We start from the raw sequence: 19,425 nt of genomic DNA, 5'->3' as shown, positions 1-19,425 counted from the left end.
AAATTAAATATGGTATAAAAGCTTATGGAACATAAATATAATTTAAAATACTGAAAGGAGATTTATGAAAAGAGTAGTTTTATTTTATTGTATACTTAATAGCTTGATTATGGCTCAAGATATTCAATTAGGACAAAGTATAATAAGTCCAGATTACATTGAAGTAGAAAAATTAAAGCCTACAAAAAATGTAATAGTTATTAATAAACAGGATATCGATGAAAAAGGTTATACTTCTGTTTCTCAAGTCCTAAATGATGTTCCAGGAATAACTGTAGGAACTAGTGCTTGGGGAGAAATTGATATTAGAGGACAAGGGGCCGACCAAGCAGCTAAAAATATTCAAGTAATGGTAGATGGGGCGCCTATAACAACTTTAACAACTCATCCTTATCAAACAAATTATGATGTGATTCCCATAGAACAAATTGAAAAAATTGAAATTATCCCTGGCGGAGGTTCAGTTCTTTATGGTAATGGAACTTCTGGAGGAGTAATAAATATAACAACTAATTTAAAAACTATAAATAAACCTATTAATAAAATAGGATATGAATTTACTAAAGATAAAGAGAAAAAATATTATACAAATTTTGGAACAAAAATAAATGATAATTTGGCCATTCAATTAAATTATTCTAAAAGTGATAAAGATTGGTATTTTATAGATACTTATAGTAATACAGAATATTTTTCTGGGGGATTTAATTTTAAAATTTCCAACAATCAAGCCCTTACTTTTAAATATAGTCATTTTGAAGAAGATGGACAATTTATAAAAAATATAAGTAAATCTAATTTAGAGGAATTTGGAGAAAATTATAGACCTAAATATTCAAATGTTACAGTTGGAATTGATGAAAATGGGTTAAAAATTCAAGAGAAAAAAAGAAGATATCTCTCTAGTGATAGAGAAGATGACACTTTCAAATTATCTTATGTGTATCAAATAACAGATGACTTTTTATTTACAATAGATGGTTTCTCAAGTAAGGGATATTTCACAAATAATGAAGATGCTGATAATAAAAAAATGGAACAAGAAACATTAGGGACAAAAACAAAATTAAATATAAGTTATGGAAATGAAAATAGTTTATTAATTGGTACTGATTATTTTAAACAAACAGCTAATATGAATTACTTTGATTATAAACTAAAAAAAGTCTCAGAAGGAGATACCCCTATTGGAAATCAATATATAGATGGAGATTATATAAAATATGATGGAAAAAATACTTATAAAAAAGTTCCTTATAATTTTAATTATGAAAGATTTGTAAAAGCTATTTATTTTTTAAATTCAAATAAATTTGGAGATTTTGAATTTACTCAAGGGGCAAGATATGATATTACTGATTGGTCTTTTGATAAAAATGCAAATGATGGTAAAGGTAAAGATAAAAGTCATAGAGTAAATCAAAACTATGAAGTTTCAGCAGCCTATAATTATAGAGATACTGGAAAAATATATGCAAGATATGAAAGAGGTTTTACAGGTCCAGATGGAATACAAATTTCTGATAAAAGACTTGATGAAAATGGAAATAGTATTTATGTAAAAACAGAAGCAGAAGATGAAATTTTTGATATGTATGAAATAGGTCTTAGAGATTATATTTTAGGTTCTGCCATAAATCTTACTGGATTTTATACAAAAACAGATAATCAAATGAATAGAGTTTATTTGAATAATAGTCCAAAAGAATCTATAACTGTAAATTATTTAGAAACAGAAAGATATGGAGTAGAATTCACTGCCAATCAAGTTTTTGGAAAATTATCTTTTGAAGAGGGATACACTTATTTAAAAGGAAAAAGTAATTATAACAGCCAAGGAAAAGCTAATATAGGAAAAGTAGATTGGTCTAATAGTGGATTAAAGAAAGTACCAAAGCATATGATTTCCATAAAAGCTGATTATAATATAATAGATAATCTTACTACTGGTTTAATTTGGAAATATACAGGAGGATATAATAACTATTTAAAAGATATAGAACGTGATGAAGATAGCTTAGTAAAATCTCATGTCGTTGTTGATTTTTCTCTAAGATATAACAATCCTAAAGGATATAGTATTTATAGTGGTATAAATAATTTATTTAATGAGAAATATTATGGATATGTTGGAGATAATTTTTCTACTGTTATTCCTGAATTTGGTAGAACTTATTATTTAGGAGCAAGTTATACTTTTTAATTAATAATTTTTTAGTATAAATAAGATTTTTCAAATTAAATTTTTTAAAGAGAGATTTTATTTTAAATATACAATAAAATCTCTTTTTTATTTTTTATAATAAAAAAGTTTCAATTAAGAGAAAAACAGCCAATAAAAATTGACTGTTTTAAGAGATTGAAACTAAATAAATCAATGAACACAATTTTATATATTTTTTATAAACTATAAGTTTAATAGTTTTTTAAAAGTATTTTTTGCTTCTTCTAAATCTTTTTCGTCTGGATGAGTACTTGCATCTTTCCATCTTTTTATTCTTTCAGAATTAGGTCCATGTGGATGGTCTGGTCCAAAAGTTTTTTTCATAAATTCTATTAATTGTGGGTCTATAGCTCCTTGACAATGATAACTTCCTATAATTTCATTTTTATTTTCTTCTAAAACTTTTGATATATTTTTTATACAATCTTTAGCATGGTCAGAATTTGGATAAGCTCCCAATGTAAAAAAGAAAGCTACTTTTTTATTTTCTACACTTTTCATAAATTTTAAAGCTTTTTCATCAGCTGTTCCTTTATCTATCCAAGTTCCAATAATTATTAAATCATAATCTAAACTTTCCACTTGGGAAATATCTTTTAAATCTGAAAATGGAATAATATCATTTATAGCTTCTGCTACTTTTTTAGTGTTTCCTGTTTTTGTTGAATAAGCAATTAAAGTTTTCATACTCTTTCTCCTTTATCACTAAAATTAAATCTAAAAAATTTTATCATATAAAATTTTGCTTGTCAAATATTTGTTGACAAAAACAAAAAACAAAGTATAATATTTAATTATAACTAACCAAGGAGAAAATATGGAAATTATATTTGAAAAAAGAATGAAATCTCATCATGATGTTGGAGGAATTTTAAATAAGTATCTCGAAAAAAAAATAGTTACAGAATCAGATTTAATGGAATTTTTAAATAAAAGTCCAGAAAATATTCCAAGAGCAATATATGTTCATACTCCATATTGTGATAAAATTTGTTCTTTTTGTAATCTTAATAGAAAACAATTACAAGGTAGCTTAGATGAATATTCTAATTTTATTGCCTCTGAATTTAAAAAATATGGAAAAACAAAATATTTTCAAGAAAGAGATTTTGAAGTTATATTTTTTGGTGGTGGAACTCCTACTGTATATAAACCTAATCAATTAGAAATCATACTTAAAAGCATACAAGAAAATGTTTCTTTAGCACCAAAATATGAATTTACTTTTGAAACAACACTTCATAATCTTTCTAAAGAAAAATTAAATATTATGATGAAATATGGAGTTAATAGACTTAGTGTTGGTATCCAATCTTTTTCAGAAGAAGGGCGAAAATTTTATAATAGAACTTTTACAAAAGAAGAAACTATTGATAAATTAAAAAAATTAAAAGAATATTTTAAAGGAGATGTTTGTATAGATATTATTTATAACTATCCTAATCAAAAAGAAGAGGATATAAAAGAAGATATTAAAATAATTAAAGAATTAGAAATTAGTAGTGTTAGTTTCTATTCTTTAATGATTCATGAGGGTTCTAATCTTTCAAAAGATATAAAAAATGAAAAAGTAAAAATAATAGAAAATTTAGAAAAAGAAAAAAAACTTCATGATATTTTTATAGAGGAACTTTGTAAAGATGAAAAATATTATATACTTGAACTTACAAAAATTGCTAAAAAAAATGGAGATAACTACCAATATATAAAAGTTAGAAATAATGGTGGTGATACATTTCCAATAGGAGTTGGAGCTGGAGGTAATGTTGGAAATATTAGTATTTTTAGAATGAATAAAAATTTATCTTTTTTCTCTAATATATCTAATCTACATAAAAAGTTTAGTTTACTTTCAGGCCTTTTACAATTCCCAATTATTCAAAAAAATGAAATAAAAAAAATATTAGATAAAAAAGAATATAATTATTTTTTAGATAAAATAAATGAATTTAAAGAAAAAAAATTATTTATTGAAAATGAAAAATCTTTTATATTTACTAAAGATGGAATTTTTTTGGGAAATAATATTGGGTATGAAATAGTAAAATATATTGTTGAAAAAGTTTTTGAAAAATAATTCCTTAAATTTCATAAAATAAAAAAGCTACATTCTTATGTAGCTTTTTTATTTATCCTAGTGCAATATCTAAAATCATCATTAAAACAAATCCAAACATAACACTTAAAGTTCCACTATCTGAATGTTTTGAAAAATTCGCCTCAGGAATAAGTTCTTCTACCACAACATACATCATAGCTCCTGCTGAAAAAGATAAAAGCCATGGCATTAAAGAACCTAAACTAGATGTAATAAAAACTGTCAAAATTCCAAATATAGGTTCTACTATTCCGGATAAACTTCCATAAACAAAAGCTTTAAAAGTTCCAAATCCCTCTCTTCTTAAAGGAAGAGATACAGCTGCCCCTTCTGGAAAATTTTGAATTCCAATTCCTAAAGCTAATCCTATTGCTGAAGCTAAAAAAGAAGGGTCATTGGAATTTTGACTAGCTAAAGCAAAAGAAAGTCCTACTGCTATACCTTCTGGAATATTATGAATTGTCACAGCTGTTATTAAAAGAGAAGTTCTTTTTAAATTACTAGAAATCCCCTCAGTTTTATTTTCTACAGGATGTAAATGAGGAATTATTTTATCTAAAATCAATATAGTGAATACTCCTCCTAAAAATCCAATAGAAACTGGTATCCAACTTATTATTCCTCTAGTTTCTAACTCTTCAATTGCTGGTACAAGTAATCCAAAAACAGAAGCTGCTATCATAACTCCTGCAGCAAATCCTAAAAAAATTCTTTGTATGTTTTCTTTTATTTCTTTTCTAAAAAAGAAAACCATTGCAGACCCTAAAGTTGTCATTAAAAATATAAATGAAGTTCCTAAAATAGGCCATAATACATTTAATTTCATAAATCACCTCCAAAAATTATTAATTTATATTTTAATTATATCACATTTGATTAAATTTTAAAATATTTTTATTGACAAAATATTTTATAAGTGATATATTTTAATTATAAAATTTTAAGGAGGTAATATTTATGGAAAAAAATTTAAATTTATTTTTAGCTGATTTAGTGGTGGAATATCATAAACTACAAAACTTTCATTGGTATGTAAAAGGAAAAAATTTCTTCCCTCTACATGCTAAATTAGAAGAGTTATATAACGGAATAAATAAAATGATTGATGAGAATGCAGAAAATATTTTAATAATAGGTGGAAAACCAGTAGGTTCTTTAAAAAATTTCTTAGCATTATCTGAAATAAAAGAGGAAGAAGAAAAATATCTCTCTGAAGAATATATTTTAAAAGAAGTAATAACTGATTTTAATTATTTATTAGATAAAGTTAAAAAAATAAAAAAAGAAGCTGATGAATTATCTGAATATATAATTTCTGCTTCAATGGATGATTATATAAAATATTTCTCTAAAATCTTATGGATGTTAAATCAAAGTATGGATAATTAAATATATGAAATCTAAAATAGAAAAACTAATAAATAATGATAATAAAATTTCTTTTTCCGAAATTTCAAAAGAATTAAATATAAGTTTTTTAGAAGTTTTAAGAAATATATCTAGTCCACGTGTACGAACTTATCCTATTGAAAAAATAGATAAACTATTTGAAATTTTAAATAAATGGGAAGAAGTACTTTTACTTGTAATTACTCCAAATTTCGTTTTAGAAATAAAAGATAAATTCCCACAGGGAAAATATGGACATGGATTTTTAAATTTTCATGATAAAGAAACTTCTATTGGAGGACACTTATCTGTTAATAATATTAAAGAAATTTTTATAGTAACTGACACTATATTTAATAAGAAAAGTTGTTCTATAAAATTTTTTGATTCTGATGAAAAGGAAATATTTTCTATATATGTACCAAGAGATGAAAAAGGACAACTTAGAGAAAAATATTTAGAAATATTTAATTCATTATAAATAACCTTAATTAAAATTGTGAAAGGAAAAAGAAGATGAACAAAAAAATTTTATTATTAGGTTGTTTAATTTCATCCTTAGCATATGGTGGTGAAAAAACAACAGAAATTAAATTAGATGATACTATTGTAACATCTGTAACAGGATTTGAAACTAATGTTAGAAAAGTTATGGCTAATCCAACTATTGTAACTTCTAAAGAAATTAAAGAAAAAGGATATAGGACAGTTTCTGAGATATTAAAAGATATTCCAACTGTAAATGTTATAGGAAATACTTTTGGTTCTATAGTGGATTTAAGAGGTCAAGGAGGACTTGATAGTACTTCTTCTGGAGCAAAAGCTAATGTTCAAGTAATGATTGATGGAGTAGCAGTAAATGCTTTAGAAACTTCTATGGTAAGTAGTCCAATAAATACTATAGCTGTTAACAATATTGAAAGAATTGAAATAATTCCAGGAGGGGGTTCAGTTCTTTACGGTTCAGGAACAGCTGGAGGAGTTATTAATATTATTACTAAAAGAGGTGAAGGATTAAGAGGAAGTGGTGGATATAATTTTTCTACCTTAGGTTCTCATAAAACTGATGTTTCCTTTGGACAAACTATTGGAAAGTTTGATATAGATTTATCTTATAATAAAAATGAAGGAGATGGATATAGAAAAGATTCTAAATTAGATTCTGATTATTTTCAAGGAAAATTAAGATACAATATTAATGAGGAACATAACATAGAAATTAAATATAATAACTATAATGAAAATAAAAATTTATTAGACTCATTAACAAAAGCACAAATCAATGAAGACAGAAAACAAGGAAATCCTGATAAATATATGGATACAATGGATATTGATAAAGAAGATTTTCAATTAACTTATAATGGAAAACTAAGTGAAAATTTATCAGCCAATGTAATAGCTTTTAGAAGTGAAACAGATATGTTAATAAATATGCCTGGTGAAGGTAAAATGACAGAAATGAATGGTAAACCATTACCTAATCCTATCCCATATACTTCAGAAGTTAAATGGACTTTTAAAGATAAAAAAACAGGAATTAAACCTAAATTAAAATATTCTTATGGAGATGATAGCTCTTTAATTTTTGGATTAGATTATATTAAAAATGATGGTGGAAGATATGGAAAAATAAATAATCTTTTAAATATGGGGCCTTTAGGACAAAAATCTATGAATGTTCAAACTGATATGGATTTAAATAAAGAAACTTTAGCTGGATTTATTATGAACAATTATAAAATTGGAGATTTTGAATTTAATCAAGGATTTAGATATGAAAATTCAAAATATGATATTTCTAGATATAGTAAAATAACTCCACCTATGGGAAAACCAACATCAAGTAATAGTTCACAAAGTAAAGATGAAAATAACTATGCTTATGAATTAGGTGGAAGTTATCGTTATTCAGATATTGGTAGAACATATTTAAGATATGAAAGAGGATTTACAACTCCTGCTCCAGCTCTATTAACAAATAAAATTGATAATATTTATACTTTAAATAATTTAGAATCAGAAACTTATCATAATATAGAATGGGGAGTATCTGACTATATTAGAAATACTTCTATTAACTTTGCATTATTCTACTCATTAATGAATGATGAAATCTATACCTATATGGATGGTATGACATCTGGTCCTATATTAAATTATAATATTGATAAAACCGAAAGAATGGGAGCAGAATTAAAACTTGAACAATATTTTGGAAAATTAACTTTATCTGAATCTTATCAATATATCAATGCTAGAATCAAAGAGGGAAGAGCTCAAAAAGTAAATATAGGAAGTCAAGGAAAACCTAGTACTATTGTTGATGGAGGAGATATTTCTGGAAATAAAATAGCAGGAGTACCTGAACATAGATTTACTTTAGGAGCTAAATATGACTTCACTCCAAAATTCAATATCAACGGAGAGGTTGTTTACAATGGAGAATCTTATCTAGATAATAACAATGAAACAGGAAAAAAAGATTCTTATATAGTGACAAATATTAGATTTAATTATAACACTGATAATGGTTTATCTTTATTTGCTGGAATTAATAATATATTTAATGAAGATTATTATGAATCAGTTTCATTTACTAAGGGAGAATATTTATATGACCCTGCACCAGAAAGAAATTACTACATAGGATTTAGTTATATATTATAATCTAATTTTATAAAAATAAAATTTAATAGGAGCTGGAAACAGCTCCTATTAAATATGTAAGGAGAAAATTTATGAAAATAAAAGAAAATAAATCTTTTAAAAATATACTTCCTTTTATATTAATCATTGGAATAATAATTGGTGGATTAATTTCAGTAAAAATGGGAGACCAAACAATAACTTTAAAACAAATTTTTGATTTAAAAAATCAAGAGGAATATATAAAAATAATATTACTTGATTTAAGAATTCCTAGAATTTTAATGGGAGTTTTAGTTGGAATGATGTTGGCATCTAGTGGAGTGGTAATTCAAACTGTTTTTCAAAATCCCTTAGCTGACCCCTATATAATTGGAATAGCTGCCAGTGCTACTTTTGGTTCTGTAATAGCTTATATTTTTAATCTTCCAGATTTTATGTATGGAGTTTTAGCTTTTATAATGTCTCTTTTAAGTACTTTTTTAATTTTTAAAATGGCTAAAAAAGGAAATATGATAAATGTTTCAACTCTACTTATAATAGGAATAGCTGTTTCATCTTTTTTAAGTGCTTTTACTTCCTTTGCTATTTATTTAATAGGTGAAGATTCATTTAAAATCACAATGTGGATGATGGGATATTTAGGAAATGCCACTTGGAAAAAAGTTTTCTTTTTAATTCCCCCTCTTATATTTTCTTTATATTATTTTTATATAAATAGAAATAATTTAGATGCTTTATTATCTGGAGACGAAGAAGCTCATTCTTTAGGAGTAGATGTTACAAAATTAAAAACAAGAATTCTTACTGTATCAGCTTTAATTGTAGCCTTTTCTGTGGCCTTTTCAGGAATGATAGGTTTTGTTGGTCTAATAATTCCTCATATTATAAGAATGATAACAGGTCCTTCTAATTCTAAATTAATTCCTAATGCTTCTTTGGCTGGTGGATTTTTTCTCTTAATCTGTGATACTTTTGGAAGAATGTTTTTATCTCCTACTGAAATTCCTATTGGAGTTGTTACTTCATTTTTTGGAGCTCCATTCTTCTTATATTTAGCTTTGAAAAATAAAAGGAGGATATAATGGAAGAGGTAATTAAAATAACTAACTTAAATTTTTCCTATGGTGATAAAAATATTTTAAAAAATATAACCTTAAAAATTGAAAGAAATAAAGTAATAGGAATTCTTGGTCCTAATGGTTGTGGAAAATCTACACTTTTAAAAAATATTTTGGGATATCTAAATAAAAATAATGAAAACATTGAAATTTTTCAGAAAAAAGAAAAGGAGTATACTCAAAAAGAAAAAGCTAAAATAATGGCTTTAGTTCCTCAAAAATCTAGTTTATCAAGTCCTATGTCTGTAATAGATTTTGTAACTATGGGAAGACTTCCACATTTAAAAAATTCTTGGGAAGGATATTCTAAAAAAGATTTTGATATTGCTTTTGAAACTTTAAAAATATTAGGACTTGAAAAATTTTCTAATAGAATCGCCCTAAGTTTATCTGGAGGAGAATTTCAAAGAGTGTTATTAGCTAGAGCTCTAACTCAAGAACCAAAAATTTTACTTTTAGATGAGCCAACATCAGCTTTAGATTTAAATCATGCTGTTGACCTTATGGGAAGAGTAAAAAAACTTGTAAAAAATCATGATATAACAGCAGTAGCTGTATTGCATGATTTAAATTTAGCTTCTATGTTTTGTGATAAATTATTTTTAATAAAAGAGGGGAAAGTAGCTTATCAAGGTACACCAAAAGAAGTTTTAACTGAAAAAATATTAGAAGATATTTATCAATTAAAATCAAAAATAATTTATGATGAAAATAAGAAACCTTATATAATTCCATTAGAAAAATTTTAGGAGGAAAAATGAAAAAAAAATTAGGAGTAGTATTGGGATTTTTATTAATAAAGATATTTAGTTTTTCTCTTGAAATAAAAGAAAATACTGTTTATGGATATCAAAACAATAATATTCCATTAAAAAAATATAATAGAGTTGTAGTGACAGACCCAGCTGTTATAGAAACTATGTATATGTTAAATGCTCAAGATAAAATAGTTGGAATAGCTGGAACAAAAAATAGTAAAATTTGGCCTTATGAAGAAACAAAAAAATTATTAACTGTTGGAAATACTGCTAAACCTAGTTTAGAAAAAATAATTGCTTTACAACCTGATTTAGTAATAGTTAATGGAATGTCCATAGGATTAGCTGATTCTTTAAAATCTAAAAATATCCCTGTTCTTATAAATGATGGAACAAAAGATTTTAAAAATATTTTAGAAAGTATAAAAATTTTCGGAAAACTTTTTGATAGAGAAAAAGAAAGTGAAAATTTATATAAAGAAAGTAAAGAAAAATTAAAAATTTTAGAAGAAAGAAAAAAACTTAAAGAAATAAAAGGAGTAATTCTTTATTCGACAAATCCAATGATGGGATTTTCTAAAGAATCTTTACCAGGACAAGTTTTAGAATTAATAGGTGTTAAAAATATAACAGATGGATTAATTGGAGAAAGACCAATAATTTCTCCAGAATATTTATTATCTGAAAATCCTCAAATAATTATGGGAGCAATGTCTATATCTTCTATTAAAAATATAGAAGAGGCTAATCCTTTTATAAAAAATACTATAGCTGGAAAAAATAATAATATTTTTATTGTGGATTCTTCTAAAATACTTAGAGGTTCTCCTAGAATATTTGATACTATGGAAGAATTAAAAAAGGAAATAGAAAATGCAAAAATATAAAATACTTTTTAAATATTATCTTCTTGAGAAAAAATTATTAATAATATTTTTATTTTTTGGAGTTTTAGTCACAGCATTAGATTTAATAACTCCCATTATTGTAAAAGAAATAATAGATGTTATACTACCTGAAAAAAATCTAAAAAAATTATCTCTTTTTTCTGGACTTGTTTTAAGTTTTTATATATTAAGAGCTTTTTCTTTTATAATTTCAGCAAGTTGTGGACAACTTATGGGAAATAAATTAAAATTTCATATGAGAAATGACTTGATAACTCATTTTCTTAAACAATCTAATAAATTTTTTAAAGAAAAAAATTCTGGTGAGTTAATTTCAAGAATAACTGGAGATTTAGAAAATCTTTCTATTTTATTATATAAAGGTTTAGAAGATTCTCTTTCAACTTCTTTATCCTTAATTGGTTCTTTTATATTGATGTTTAGTTTTAATCCTATATTAGCTTCATTTGTATTTATTCCTCTACCTCTTGCTATTATATTTATCTATATCCTAAATCAAAAATTAAAAAAGGGATATTTAGAAATAAGAGAAACAACAGGTAATTTTATAAGTTTAATAAATGATATTTTTAAAGTAATTTTTTTTATAAAAGATAATAATCTTGAAAATGTAAATAAAAATAAATTTATAAAAGCTAATGAGAATGTTTTAGAAATCGAAAGAAAAAATTTTTTAAACTCTTCTTACTTAGTATCTGGAATTGTTTTTTATACACAATTTATTCAACTACTTTTAATTTTTATTGGAGGAATTTTATATATTAAATCTGATTTGAGTCTTGGAATTATTTTTTCTTTTTTACTTTTAGTTGATAGATTCAAAGTATCTTTAATGAGATTTATAGGTCTTATTGATTTATATCAAAAAGGAATTGTTGGAATATTGAGATTTAATGAAATTATGTCTATAGATACTAGCTTACCTGAAGGTTCTATTGATTTAGGAGAAGAATTTAAAAGTTTAGAATTTAAAAATGTCAGTTTTGGTTATAATAAAGAAAAACTTATAATAAAAAATATAAATTTTAAAATTAATAAAGGTGAAAAAGTAGCTATAGTAGGACAAAGTGGAGTGGGAAAAACAACAATTTTTAATTTAATAAAAAGAAGTTATTTTCCAACAAGTGGAGATATTTATATTAATAATATAAATATAAAAGATATTCAAACAGAATCCCTATTAAAATTACTCGGAATAATTACTAAAGATAATAGTTTATTTAATACAACTATATTAGAAAATATAAATATTATAACACCTTTAGAAAATTCCTATGAAAAAATCATTGAAGCTTCTAAAAAAGCTTGTATCCATAATAAAATTATGAGTTTTCCAGAAAATTATAAAACATTATTAGGCATTAATGGAATAAGTATGAGTACAGGAGAAGAACAAAGAATTTCTTTAGCTAGAATATTTTTAAAGAAAGCTAAATTAATTATGTTAGATGAAGCTACTTCTGGATTAGATAATATAACAGAAAATGAGATTATGAAAAATATTAAAGATATTTTTAATGATGAAACAGTAATAACTATTACTCATAAATTTTCACTTTTAAAAGATTATGATAAAATTATCTTAATCGAAAAAGGAGAAATTATAGAAGAGGGAGATTTCTCCTCTCTTATTAAAAAGAAAAAGAAATTCTATAAAATAATAAATTCATAAAAAGTTTTATAATATAAAAAAGAGTTATTATAGATTATTCTTAAAATACAATAACTCTTTTTATTTATAATTTTTTCTAAAGATTATAACTTTTAAAACAAAAATTAAATTTTTTTATTTATCTATAAAATCTTTGCCTTCTTTCCTCTCTAACTTTTTCTTTAAAACTGATATGAATATATTTTTTTTGTCTATAATAAATTATTTGGTCATAACTATAACCAGACCTTATTATTCTATTAAAAGCTTCCCATAAATTTCCATCTACAGTAAAATCTACAGCCAATCCTTTTGTATGAGCAGAAGTCCTACTTCCACCTATTTTTTTATTTATTTTTCCACTTCTATACCAACTGTTTATATGTATTGGTTCTCCTACAATCTTTCTTATTTTTTCCATTCGTTTTGCTGTCTTTTTTATTCTTTTAAAATCATCTCTATGAGGATAATTTTTTATATGTTTTTTAGAACCATATCCACTATGAACAGCTTCATAATAAGTAAAATGTTCTGATATTTTTTCATTAGGCCTTTTTTTTACATTCCAACATCCTGTAAATAAAAATAAAAGTATTAAAAAATATATTAATTTTTTCATTTATTTTCCTTTCTATTTTAAAATTATATTTGATTATAACATATATTATTATTTTTTTCAAAAATATATATCGGCATTTTTTTCATAAAACAGGAAAAAATTACCTTTTTTATTTATTCATCTTTATTATTAACCTTTTTATTATTCAGTTTTTTTTGGCATATAATTTGCTTTATAAATTTATATAAAAATTTTTAGGGAGGTCTTTGTAATGTTACAATTAAAATTGGATATCTTTCAAACATTAGCTTTTACTGTTTTACTTATTTGGCTAGGAAATTATTTAAGAAATAAGTTTCCTATTTTAAAAAAATATTGTATTCCATCTTCTGTAGTTGGAGGTCTTTTATTTGCTATTATAGCATGTGTATTATATGTTAATAATATTGCTAGTATAAGTTTTGATAGTAAAGTTACTAATAATTTATTTTATTGTGTGTTCTTTGCTGCTAGTGGAGCTGCAGCTGGAATGAGCCTTTTAAGAAAAGGTGGAAAATTAATTTTTATCTTTACTATTTTAGCTGCTGTTACAGCATTTTTACAAAACGTTCTTGCTGTTGGACTTGGTAGAGTATTAAATGTTAAACCTTTAATAGCTTTAATGACTGGTTCTATTCCAATGACAGGAGGACATGGAAATGCTGCTTCTTTTGCCCCAATAGCTGAGGAAATGGGAGCTGTTGGAGCTATGGAGGTTGCTATTGCTGCAGCTACTTTCGGATTAATTTCTGGATGTATTATTGGTGGACCTTTAGGAAATGCAATTGTTCAAAAATATGGTTTAAAAGGAAATGCTACTGCTGAAGAAATAGCAGAAATGGAAAAAGCTAGTCAAAAACAATTTATTGTTAATAAAGAAAGATCTTTAAAAGCAGTTTGTTTAATGTTTATAGCTTGTGGTTTTGGTTCAATTTTATTTGGAATATTAAAAAAAGTATTACCTGGTGTAAGTTTACCAATCCATGTTTTATGTATGTTAGGTGGATTAATTATAAGAATATTCTATGATTCTGTAATAGGTGAAGACGAAGCATTATATGAATCAATTGATATTGTTGGAGAAATATCACTAGCCATGTTCGTTACTATGTCTATCATGACTATGAAATTATGGCAATTAGCTGATTTAGCTATTCCAATGATTATTCTTCTTTTCGCACAAGTTGCTTTAATGGCTCTATTTGCTACTTTAATTTCTTTCAGATTACTTGGAAAAGATTACGATGCTGCTATAATGGCTGTTGGACATACTGGATTTGGATTAGGAGCTGTTCCTGTATCTATGGCAACTATGAAAACTGTTTGTGACAAATATGGATATTCTAAAATAGCTTTCTTTGTTGTTCCTGTTATAGGGGGATTAATTAGTAACTTTACAAATGCTGCTATTATTACCTTCTTCTTAAATTTCTGTAAAAATTTATAATAGTTATCTTTATTAAAATTTTGAAACTGCTAGAAAAATTTCTAGCAGTTTTTTTTATTTGTTATTTAAAGAATATTTATAACTTGCTTCTACAAATCCTAAAAATAAAGGATGTGGATTATTGGGTCTTGTTTTAAATTCTGGATGAAATTGAACAGCTATATAAAATGGATGTATTTCTTTTGATAATTCTACTATTTCTGTTAATATTCCATTTGGTGAAGTTCCTGATATTTTTAATCCTTTTTCTTCTATAATTTCTTTAAAATCATTATTAAATTCATATCTGTGTCTATGTCTTTCTATTATATTATCTTTATTATAAAGTTCTTTAGCTAAACTATTATCTTTTAGAATACAAGGATATCCTCCTAATCTCATTGTCCCACCTTTATTAGATATATTTTTTTGTTCTAGTAATATATCTATTACAGGAGCTGGTGTTTTTTCATCAAATTCTGTAGAATTTGCTTTTAATTTTAAAATATTTCTTGCAAATTCAATAACAGCCAACTGCATTCCTAAACATATTCCTAAAAATGGTATCTTATTTTCTCTAGCATACTTTATAGCAGATATTTTTCCCTCTATTCCTCTATTTCCAAATCCACCTGGAATTAATATCCCATTATATCCTTTTAAAATATTCGTATCTAGTCCTTCTGCTTGAATATAATCTATATTAACTTCATATCCTTTAAAATATCCAGCATTTTTTAAAGATTCTGTTATACTTATGTAGGCATCTTTCAATTCTACATATTTTCCAACTACTGCTATTTTAATCTTTTCTTTTGGATATTTTATTTTATAAACAATTTCTTTCCATAAGTCTAAATTTATAATTCTAGGATTTAGATTTAACTTTTTACAAACTACTTCACTGAAATTTTGTTCTTCTAATTTTAGAGGTAATTCATATATTGTTTCTACATCTAAATTTTCTATAACACAATTTATATCTATATTACAAAACATAGAAATTTTTTCTTTTATTTCTTTTGTAAGTTTAAATTCTGTCCTACACACTAATATATCTGGTTTTATTCCTAAACTCATCAATTCTTTTACTGAATGTTGAGCTGGTTTTGTTTTTATTTCTTTAGCTGACTTTAAATATGGTAAAAGTGTTACATGAATATAAATTACATTTTCTTCTCCTATATCATACTTAAACTGTCTTATAGCTTCTAAAAATGGAGTAGATTCTATATCTCCTACTGTACCTCCAATTTCTGTAATTACTATGTCTGCACCACTTTCAATTGATATAGATTTTAATTTATTTTTTATTTCATTTGTTATATGTGGTATTACCTGTACTGTTTTTCCTAAATATTTTCCTTCTCTTTCATTACTTATAACAGTTTGATATATTTTTCCAGTTGTTATATTTGAATTTTTCATAAGATTTTCATCTATAAATCTTTCGTAATGACCTAAATCTAAGTCTGTTTCAGCCCCATCCTCTGTTACAAAAACTTCTCCATGTTCATATGGATTCATTGTACCTGGATCAACATTAATATATGGGTCAAATTTTTGAATTGTAATTTTATATCCTCTTTCTTTTAACAATCTTCCTAAAGAAGCTGCTGTTATTCCTTTTCCTAAAGAAGATACCACTCCTCCTGTTATAAAAATATATTTTGTTTTAGTTTCTCTACTCATTATCTTCCTCCTAAATTTTACAAAAAATAAAAATAACCAAGTGAAAAAAAAAACACACTTGGTTATTTATTTTAAAATATTTATTTTTTATTTAGTTATCTAAGTTAGTATACAATATTTTTTTTCTTTTGTCAATTTTTTTAAAAAAGATTTATTCCAAAAACTAAAGAAACTTGGTCTAATTTATCATCTTCCATTTTTGTTTGGGAATATAAAAGCTCAGTTTGCATATTAAGAAAATTTAATCCAATTCCAGCCCCATAATATGTAGAAGCATCTTTTCCTTTATAATTATCATCACTATATAATACAGTTCCAATTTTCCCAACTAAATATGGTTGTAAAAATATTGGAAAAAAATTATATTTTACTATTCCATAAACTGGTACTGTCTCTACTTCAACATCATCTATATTTTTATTGTAAGCAATCCCCAATCCTAAATCAGCAATTGCAAAAGATTGAGTTACTTCTACTCCTAAGCTAGGAGCGTATTTACTAAATTTATTTGTTTCTTTATTATAAGAAGATGAATTTGTTATAGCTCCTATTCTAAAGCTTGTATCTAAAGCTAAAACATTTATAGAAAATAATAAAAATATTCCAAAAATTATTTTTTTCATAATTTCTCCTTTCAATTAAATAATATTTGATATTCTATGTTATCATTATATCATATTTTTTCTTTTTTTCCAAAATAAGAAAAAGAACTAGTAAAAACTAGTTCTTTTTCTTTACTTTATTTAATAAATTATTATAGAGGCTATTTTAAATACACTTTCATCAATAAATCTCCAACTTTTACTTCACCACTAGCTTCTACTTCTATCTTTTCTACCATATCCATAGAACTTATTATTATTGGAGTTTTTACTGATTTAGCATTAGTTTTTATAAATTCTAAATCATATTCTACTAATTTTTCGCCCTTTTTAACATCACCAGGATTAACTACTCTTTTTAATCCTTCACCTTTTAATTTAACTGTATCTACTCCAAAATGTATTATCATTTCTAACCCTTCTAGAGTTTCAATACTTACTGCATGATTTGTCTCAAATATATCTATTTCACAATCTAAAGGTGAATAAATAGCTCCTTCTATTGGTTCAATAGCACATCCATCTCCTACCATCTTTTGTGAAAAAGCTTCATCTGGAACTTCTTCTAATGAAATTACTTTTCCATTTAGTGGAGAATAAATTTCTATTATTTTTTCCTCTTTCTTTTTATTTTTAAATATATCAAACAATCCCATCGTTATACTCCTATTTATTATTTTCCAGTCATTTTCTTTAAATCATTACAAATAAATTGTGCTTTGGCTCCAAATATAGCTTGAACTCCATTTTTTCCAACTTTTAAGACTCCTGAAGCTCCCAATTTTTTTAATTCAGCATCCTTTACTAAAGCTGTATCAGCTACTTCAACTCTTAATCTAGTTATACAAGCATCTAATGATTTTAAATTTTCTGTTCCTCCTAGAGCATTTAAAACTCCAACAGCTAATTCTTTTTCTCCAATTTCTTCTTTTTCAGTTACAATTGCTGTTTCATCTCTTCCTGGAGTCATTAAATTAAATTTTCTTATAGCAAATCTAAATCCAAAATAATAAATAACTGCTAAACATAATCCTACTACTATAACCATATACCAATGATTATTAAATCCATTAGTTCCTGGTAAAACTCCAAAAACAATATAGTCAATTAATCCACCAGAGAAAGTCATTCCTATTCTAACATTAAATAGGTTCATTAACATAAATGATAATCCAGCAAATAAACAATGAATTCCATATAATACTGGAGCTACAAATAAAAATGAGAATTCTAATGGTTCTGTAATTCCTGTTAAGAAAGATGTTAGAGCTGCTGAGAATAAAATTCCTCCAGCTATTTTTTTATTAGCTGGTTTTGCTTCATGATACATAGCCAAAGCTGCTGCTGGTAATCCAAACATCATAAATGGAAATTTTCCTGTTAAAAATTTTCCAGCTCCTTGATAAGTTACACTTGAAAAATTTGTTATTCCATCTTTAAACATTGCAAACCATATTCTTTGGTCTCCATTAATTACTTCTCCAGCTTTATTTATATATTCTCCAAATTGATACCAGAATGGAGAGTAGAATATATGATGTAATCCTAAAGGAATTAAAGCTCTTTCTGTAACTCCAAATAAAAATGTTGAAACATTAGTATTAGTTTCATTGGCAAAATAACTTAATTTTGCTAATCCTATTTGAAATGGAGTCCAAATAACAGGCATTGCTAATCCAATTAAAAAAGCTAAAATTGCTGTCATTATTGGAACTAATCTTTTTCCAGCAAAAAATCCTAAAAATGGAGGTAATTCAGTTTTATAGAATTTTTTATAACATATTGCTGCAATAACTCCTGATATCAATCCACCAAAAACTCCAGTTTGTAATGTTGGAATTCCCATTACCATAGCAAATGCTTTATCTCCATTAGCTATTCCTACTTCAGCCCCTGATACTATTCCCATTGTAGTATTCATAATTAAAATAGCTACTACAGCTGATAATCCAGCTACTCCATCTCCTCCAACTAATCCAATGGCTGCTCCAACTGCAAATAATAAAGGTAAGTTACCAAAAATTATATTTCCTGCTTGTTCCATTAATGGAATACCTAATTTGTTTCCAAAGGCTAAAAATAATCCAGCTGCTGGTAATATAGCAATTGGTGTCATTAAAGCTTTTCCTACTTTTTGAATCTCTGCAAATGCTTTCATTAATCTCTTCTCCTTTTTTATATTTTTATTTTAATTTTTTAAAATTTTGAATAATTTATTTAGTATTTAACTAATTTTCTTATTCAGTTCTTCTTTTTAGAACACTTTTATATTATCATATCCTTTCAAAAAAAGTCAATATTTTTTTCAA

Annotated in this window: 17 protein-coding genes; 10 read left to right on the top strand and 7 right to left on the bottom strand. The window is 25.1% G+C overall.

The genetic code is table 11. From position 1 onward, the window contains the following. Positions 1–64: 64 nt before the first annotated feature. Positions 65–2,203, top strand: a complete 2,139-nt coding sequence (locus T364_RS0105365) for a TonB-dependent receptor (protein WP_027128663.1) — start codon at positions 65–67, stop codon at positions 2,201–2,203. A gap of 204 nt (positions 2,204–2,407) precedes the next feature. Here T364_RS0105365 and T364_RS0105360 read toward each other — a convergent pair whose 3' ends face one another. Further along, positions 2,408–2,911: a flavodoxin family protein gene (locus tag T364_RS0105360; RefSeq protein WP_027128662.1), complete on the bottom strand. Its 504-nt coding sequence runs from the start codon at positions 2,909–2,911 to the stop codon at positions 2,408–2,410. Between the two features lie 130 nt (positions 2,912–3,041). On the opposite strand from T364_RS0105360, the gene T364_RS0105355 reads away from it, so the two are divergent. Further along, a complete protein-coding gene (locus T364_RS0105355) occupies positions 3,042–4,301 on the top strand; it encodes a radical SAM protein (protein WP_035945420.1) in 1,260 nt (419 codons plus the stop codon). A 52-nt stretch (positions 4,302–4,353) separates the two neighbouring features. On the opposite strand, the gene T364_RS0105350 is transcribed toward T364_RS0105355, so the two are convergent. Further along, positions 4,354–5,148 carry a ZIP family metal transporter gene (locus tag T364_RS0105350; RefSeq protein ID WP_027128660.1) on the bottom strand — a complete coding sequence of 265 codons (795 nt, stop codon included), beginning with the start codon at positions 5,146–5,148 and terminating at the stop codon, positions 4,354–4,356. A 131-nt stretch (positions 5,149–5,279) separates the two neighbouring features. Here T364_RS0105350 and T364_RS0105345 point away from each other — a divergent pair, with 131 nt between their 5' ends. From T364_RS0105345 to T364_RS0105315, 7 genes are all read left to right on the top strand, one after another. After that, positions 5,280–5,711 carry a Dps family protein gene (locus T364_RS0105345; RefSeq protein WP_027128659.1) on the top strand — a complete coding sequence of 144 codons (432 nt, stop codon included), beginning with the start codon at positions 5,280–5,282 and terminating at the stop codon, positions 5,709–5,711. A 4-nt stretch (positions 5,712–5,715) separates the two neighbouring features. Beyond that, complete coding sequence (gene hutX, locus T364_RS0105340; protein ID WP_027128658.1) at positions 5,716–6,192, top strand: heme utilization cystosolic carrier protein HutX; 477 nt, start codon at positions 5,716–5,718, stop codon at positions 6,190–6,192. 35 nt (positions 6,193–6,227) lie between these two features. Further along, complete coding sequence (locus T364_RS0105335; RefSeq protein WP_027128657.1) at positions 6,228–8,381, top strand: TonB-dependent receptor; 2,154 nt, start codon at positions 6,228–6,230, stop codon at positions 8,379–8,381. Positions 8,382–8,452: 71 nt separating this feature from the next. Continuing rightward, positions 8,453–9,445, top strand: a complete 993-nt coding sequence (locus T364_RS0105330; protein ID WP_051532661.1) for a FecCD family ABC transporter permease — start codon at positions 8,453–8,455, stop codon at positions 9,443–9,445. Continuing rightward, positions 9,445–10,230, top strand: coding sequence for an ABC transporter ATP-binding protein (locus tag T364_RS0105325; RefSeq protein ID WP_027128655.1), 786 nt, complete (start codon positions 9,445–9,447; stop codon positions 10,228–10,230). The genes T364_RS0105330 and T364_RS0105325 overlap by 1 nt, the downstream gene beginning before the upstream one ends. An 8-nt stretch (positions 10,231–10,238) precedes the next feature. Beyond that, entirely contained in the window at positions 10,239–11,126 is an 888-nt protein-coding gene (locus T364_RS0105320; protein WP_027128654.1) for an ABC transporter substrate-binding protein, read from the top strand. Continuing rightward, positions 11,113–12,819: an ABC transporter ATP-binding protein gene (locus T364_RS0105315; RefSeq protein ID WP_027128653.1), complete on the top strand. Its 1,707-nt coding sequence runs from the start codon at positions 11,113–11,115 to the stop codon at positions 12,817–12,819. The genes T364_RS0105320 and T364_RS0105315 overlap by 14 nt, the downstream gene beginning before the upstream one ends. Positions 12,820–12,937: 118 nt before the next feature. Here T364_RS0105315 and T364_RS0105310 read toward each other — a convergent pair whose 3' ends face one another. Further along, positions 12,938–13,417, bottom strand: coding sequence for a D-Ala-D-Ala carboxypeptidase family metallohydrolase (locus T364_RS0105310; protein WP_027128652.1), 480 nt, complete (start codon positions 13,415–13,417; stop codon positions 12,938–12,940). A gap of 211 nt (positions 13,418–13,628) precedes the next feature. On the opposite strand from T364_RS0105310, the gene T364_RS0105305 reads away from it, so the two are divergent. Beyond that, a complete protein-coding gene (locus tag T364_RS0105305; RefSeq protein WP_027128651.1) occupies positions 13,629–14,843 on the top strand; it encodes a sodium/glutamate symporter in 1,215 nt (404 codons plus the stop codon). A gap of 54 nt (positions 14,844–14,897) precedes the next feature. Here the strand turns inward: T364_RS0105305 and T364_RS0105300 are convergent, their stop codons facing one another. The 4 genes from T364_RS0105300 to ptsG all read right to left on the bottom strand — a co-directional run bounded on the left by T364_RS0105300 (position 14,898) and on the right by ptsG (position 19,274). Beyond that, positions 14,898–16,514: a CTP synthase gene (locus T364_RS0105300; RefSeq protein ID WP_035945418.1), complete on the bottom strand. Its 1,617-nt coding sequence runs from the start codon at positions 16,512–16,514 to the stop codon at positions 14,898–14,900. 140 nt (positions 16,515–16,654) lie between these two features. Continuing rightward, positions 16,655–17,137 carry a hypothetical protein gene (locus T364_RS0105295; protein ID WP_027128649.1) on the bottom strand — a complete coding sequence of 161 codons (483 nt, stop codon included), beginning with the start codon at positions 17,135–17,137 and terminating at the stop codon, positions 16,655–16,657. 140 nt (positions 17,138–17,277) lie between these two features. Beyond that, the gene (locus T364_RS0105290; RefSeq protein WP_027128648.1) at positions 17,278–17,772 is read right to left on the bottom strand and encodes a PTS sugar transporter subunit IIA; all 495 of its coding nucleotides are present in this window, start codon (positions 17,770–17,772) and stop codon (positions 17,278–17,280) included. 17 nt (positions 17,773–17,789) lie between these two features. Further along, entirely contained in the window at positions 17,790–19,274 is a 1,485-nt protein-coding gene (gene ptsG / locus T364_RS0105285; protein WP_027128647.1) for a glucose-specific PTS transporter subunit IIBC, read from the bottom strand. Positions 19,275–19,425: the final 151 nt, after the last annotated feature.

Origin of the sequence: Fusobacterium perfoetens ATCC 29250 (assembly GCF_000622245.1) — a bacterium.
GTDB lineage: Bacteria > Fusobacteriota > Fusobacteriia > Fusobacteriales > Fusobacteriaceae > Fusobacterium_B > Fusobacterium_B perfoetens.
The sequence above is the reverse complement of the archived record's forward strand: the minus strand, read 5'-3'. Positions and strand labels throughout refer to the sequence as shown.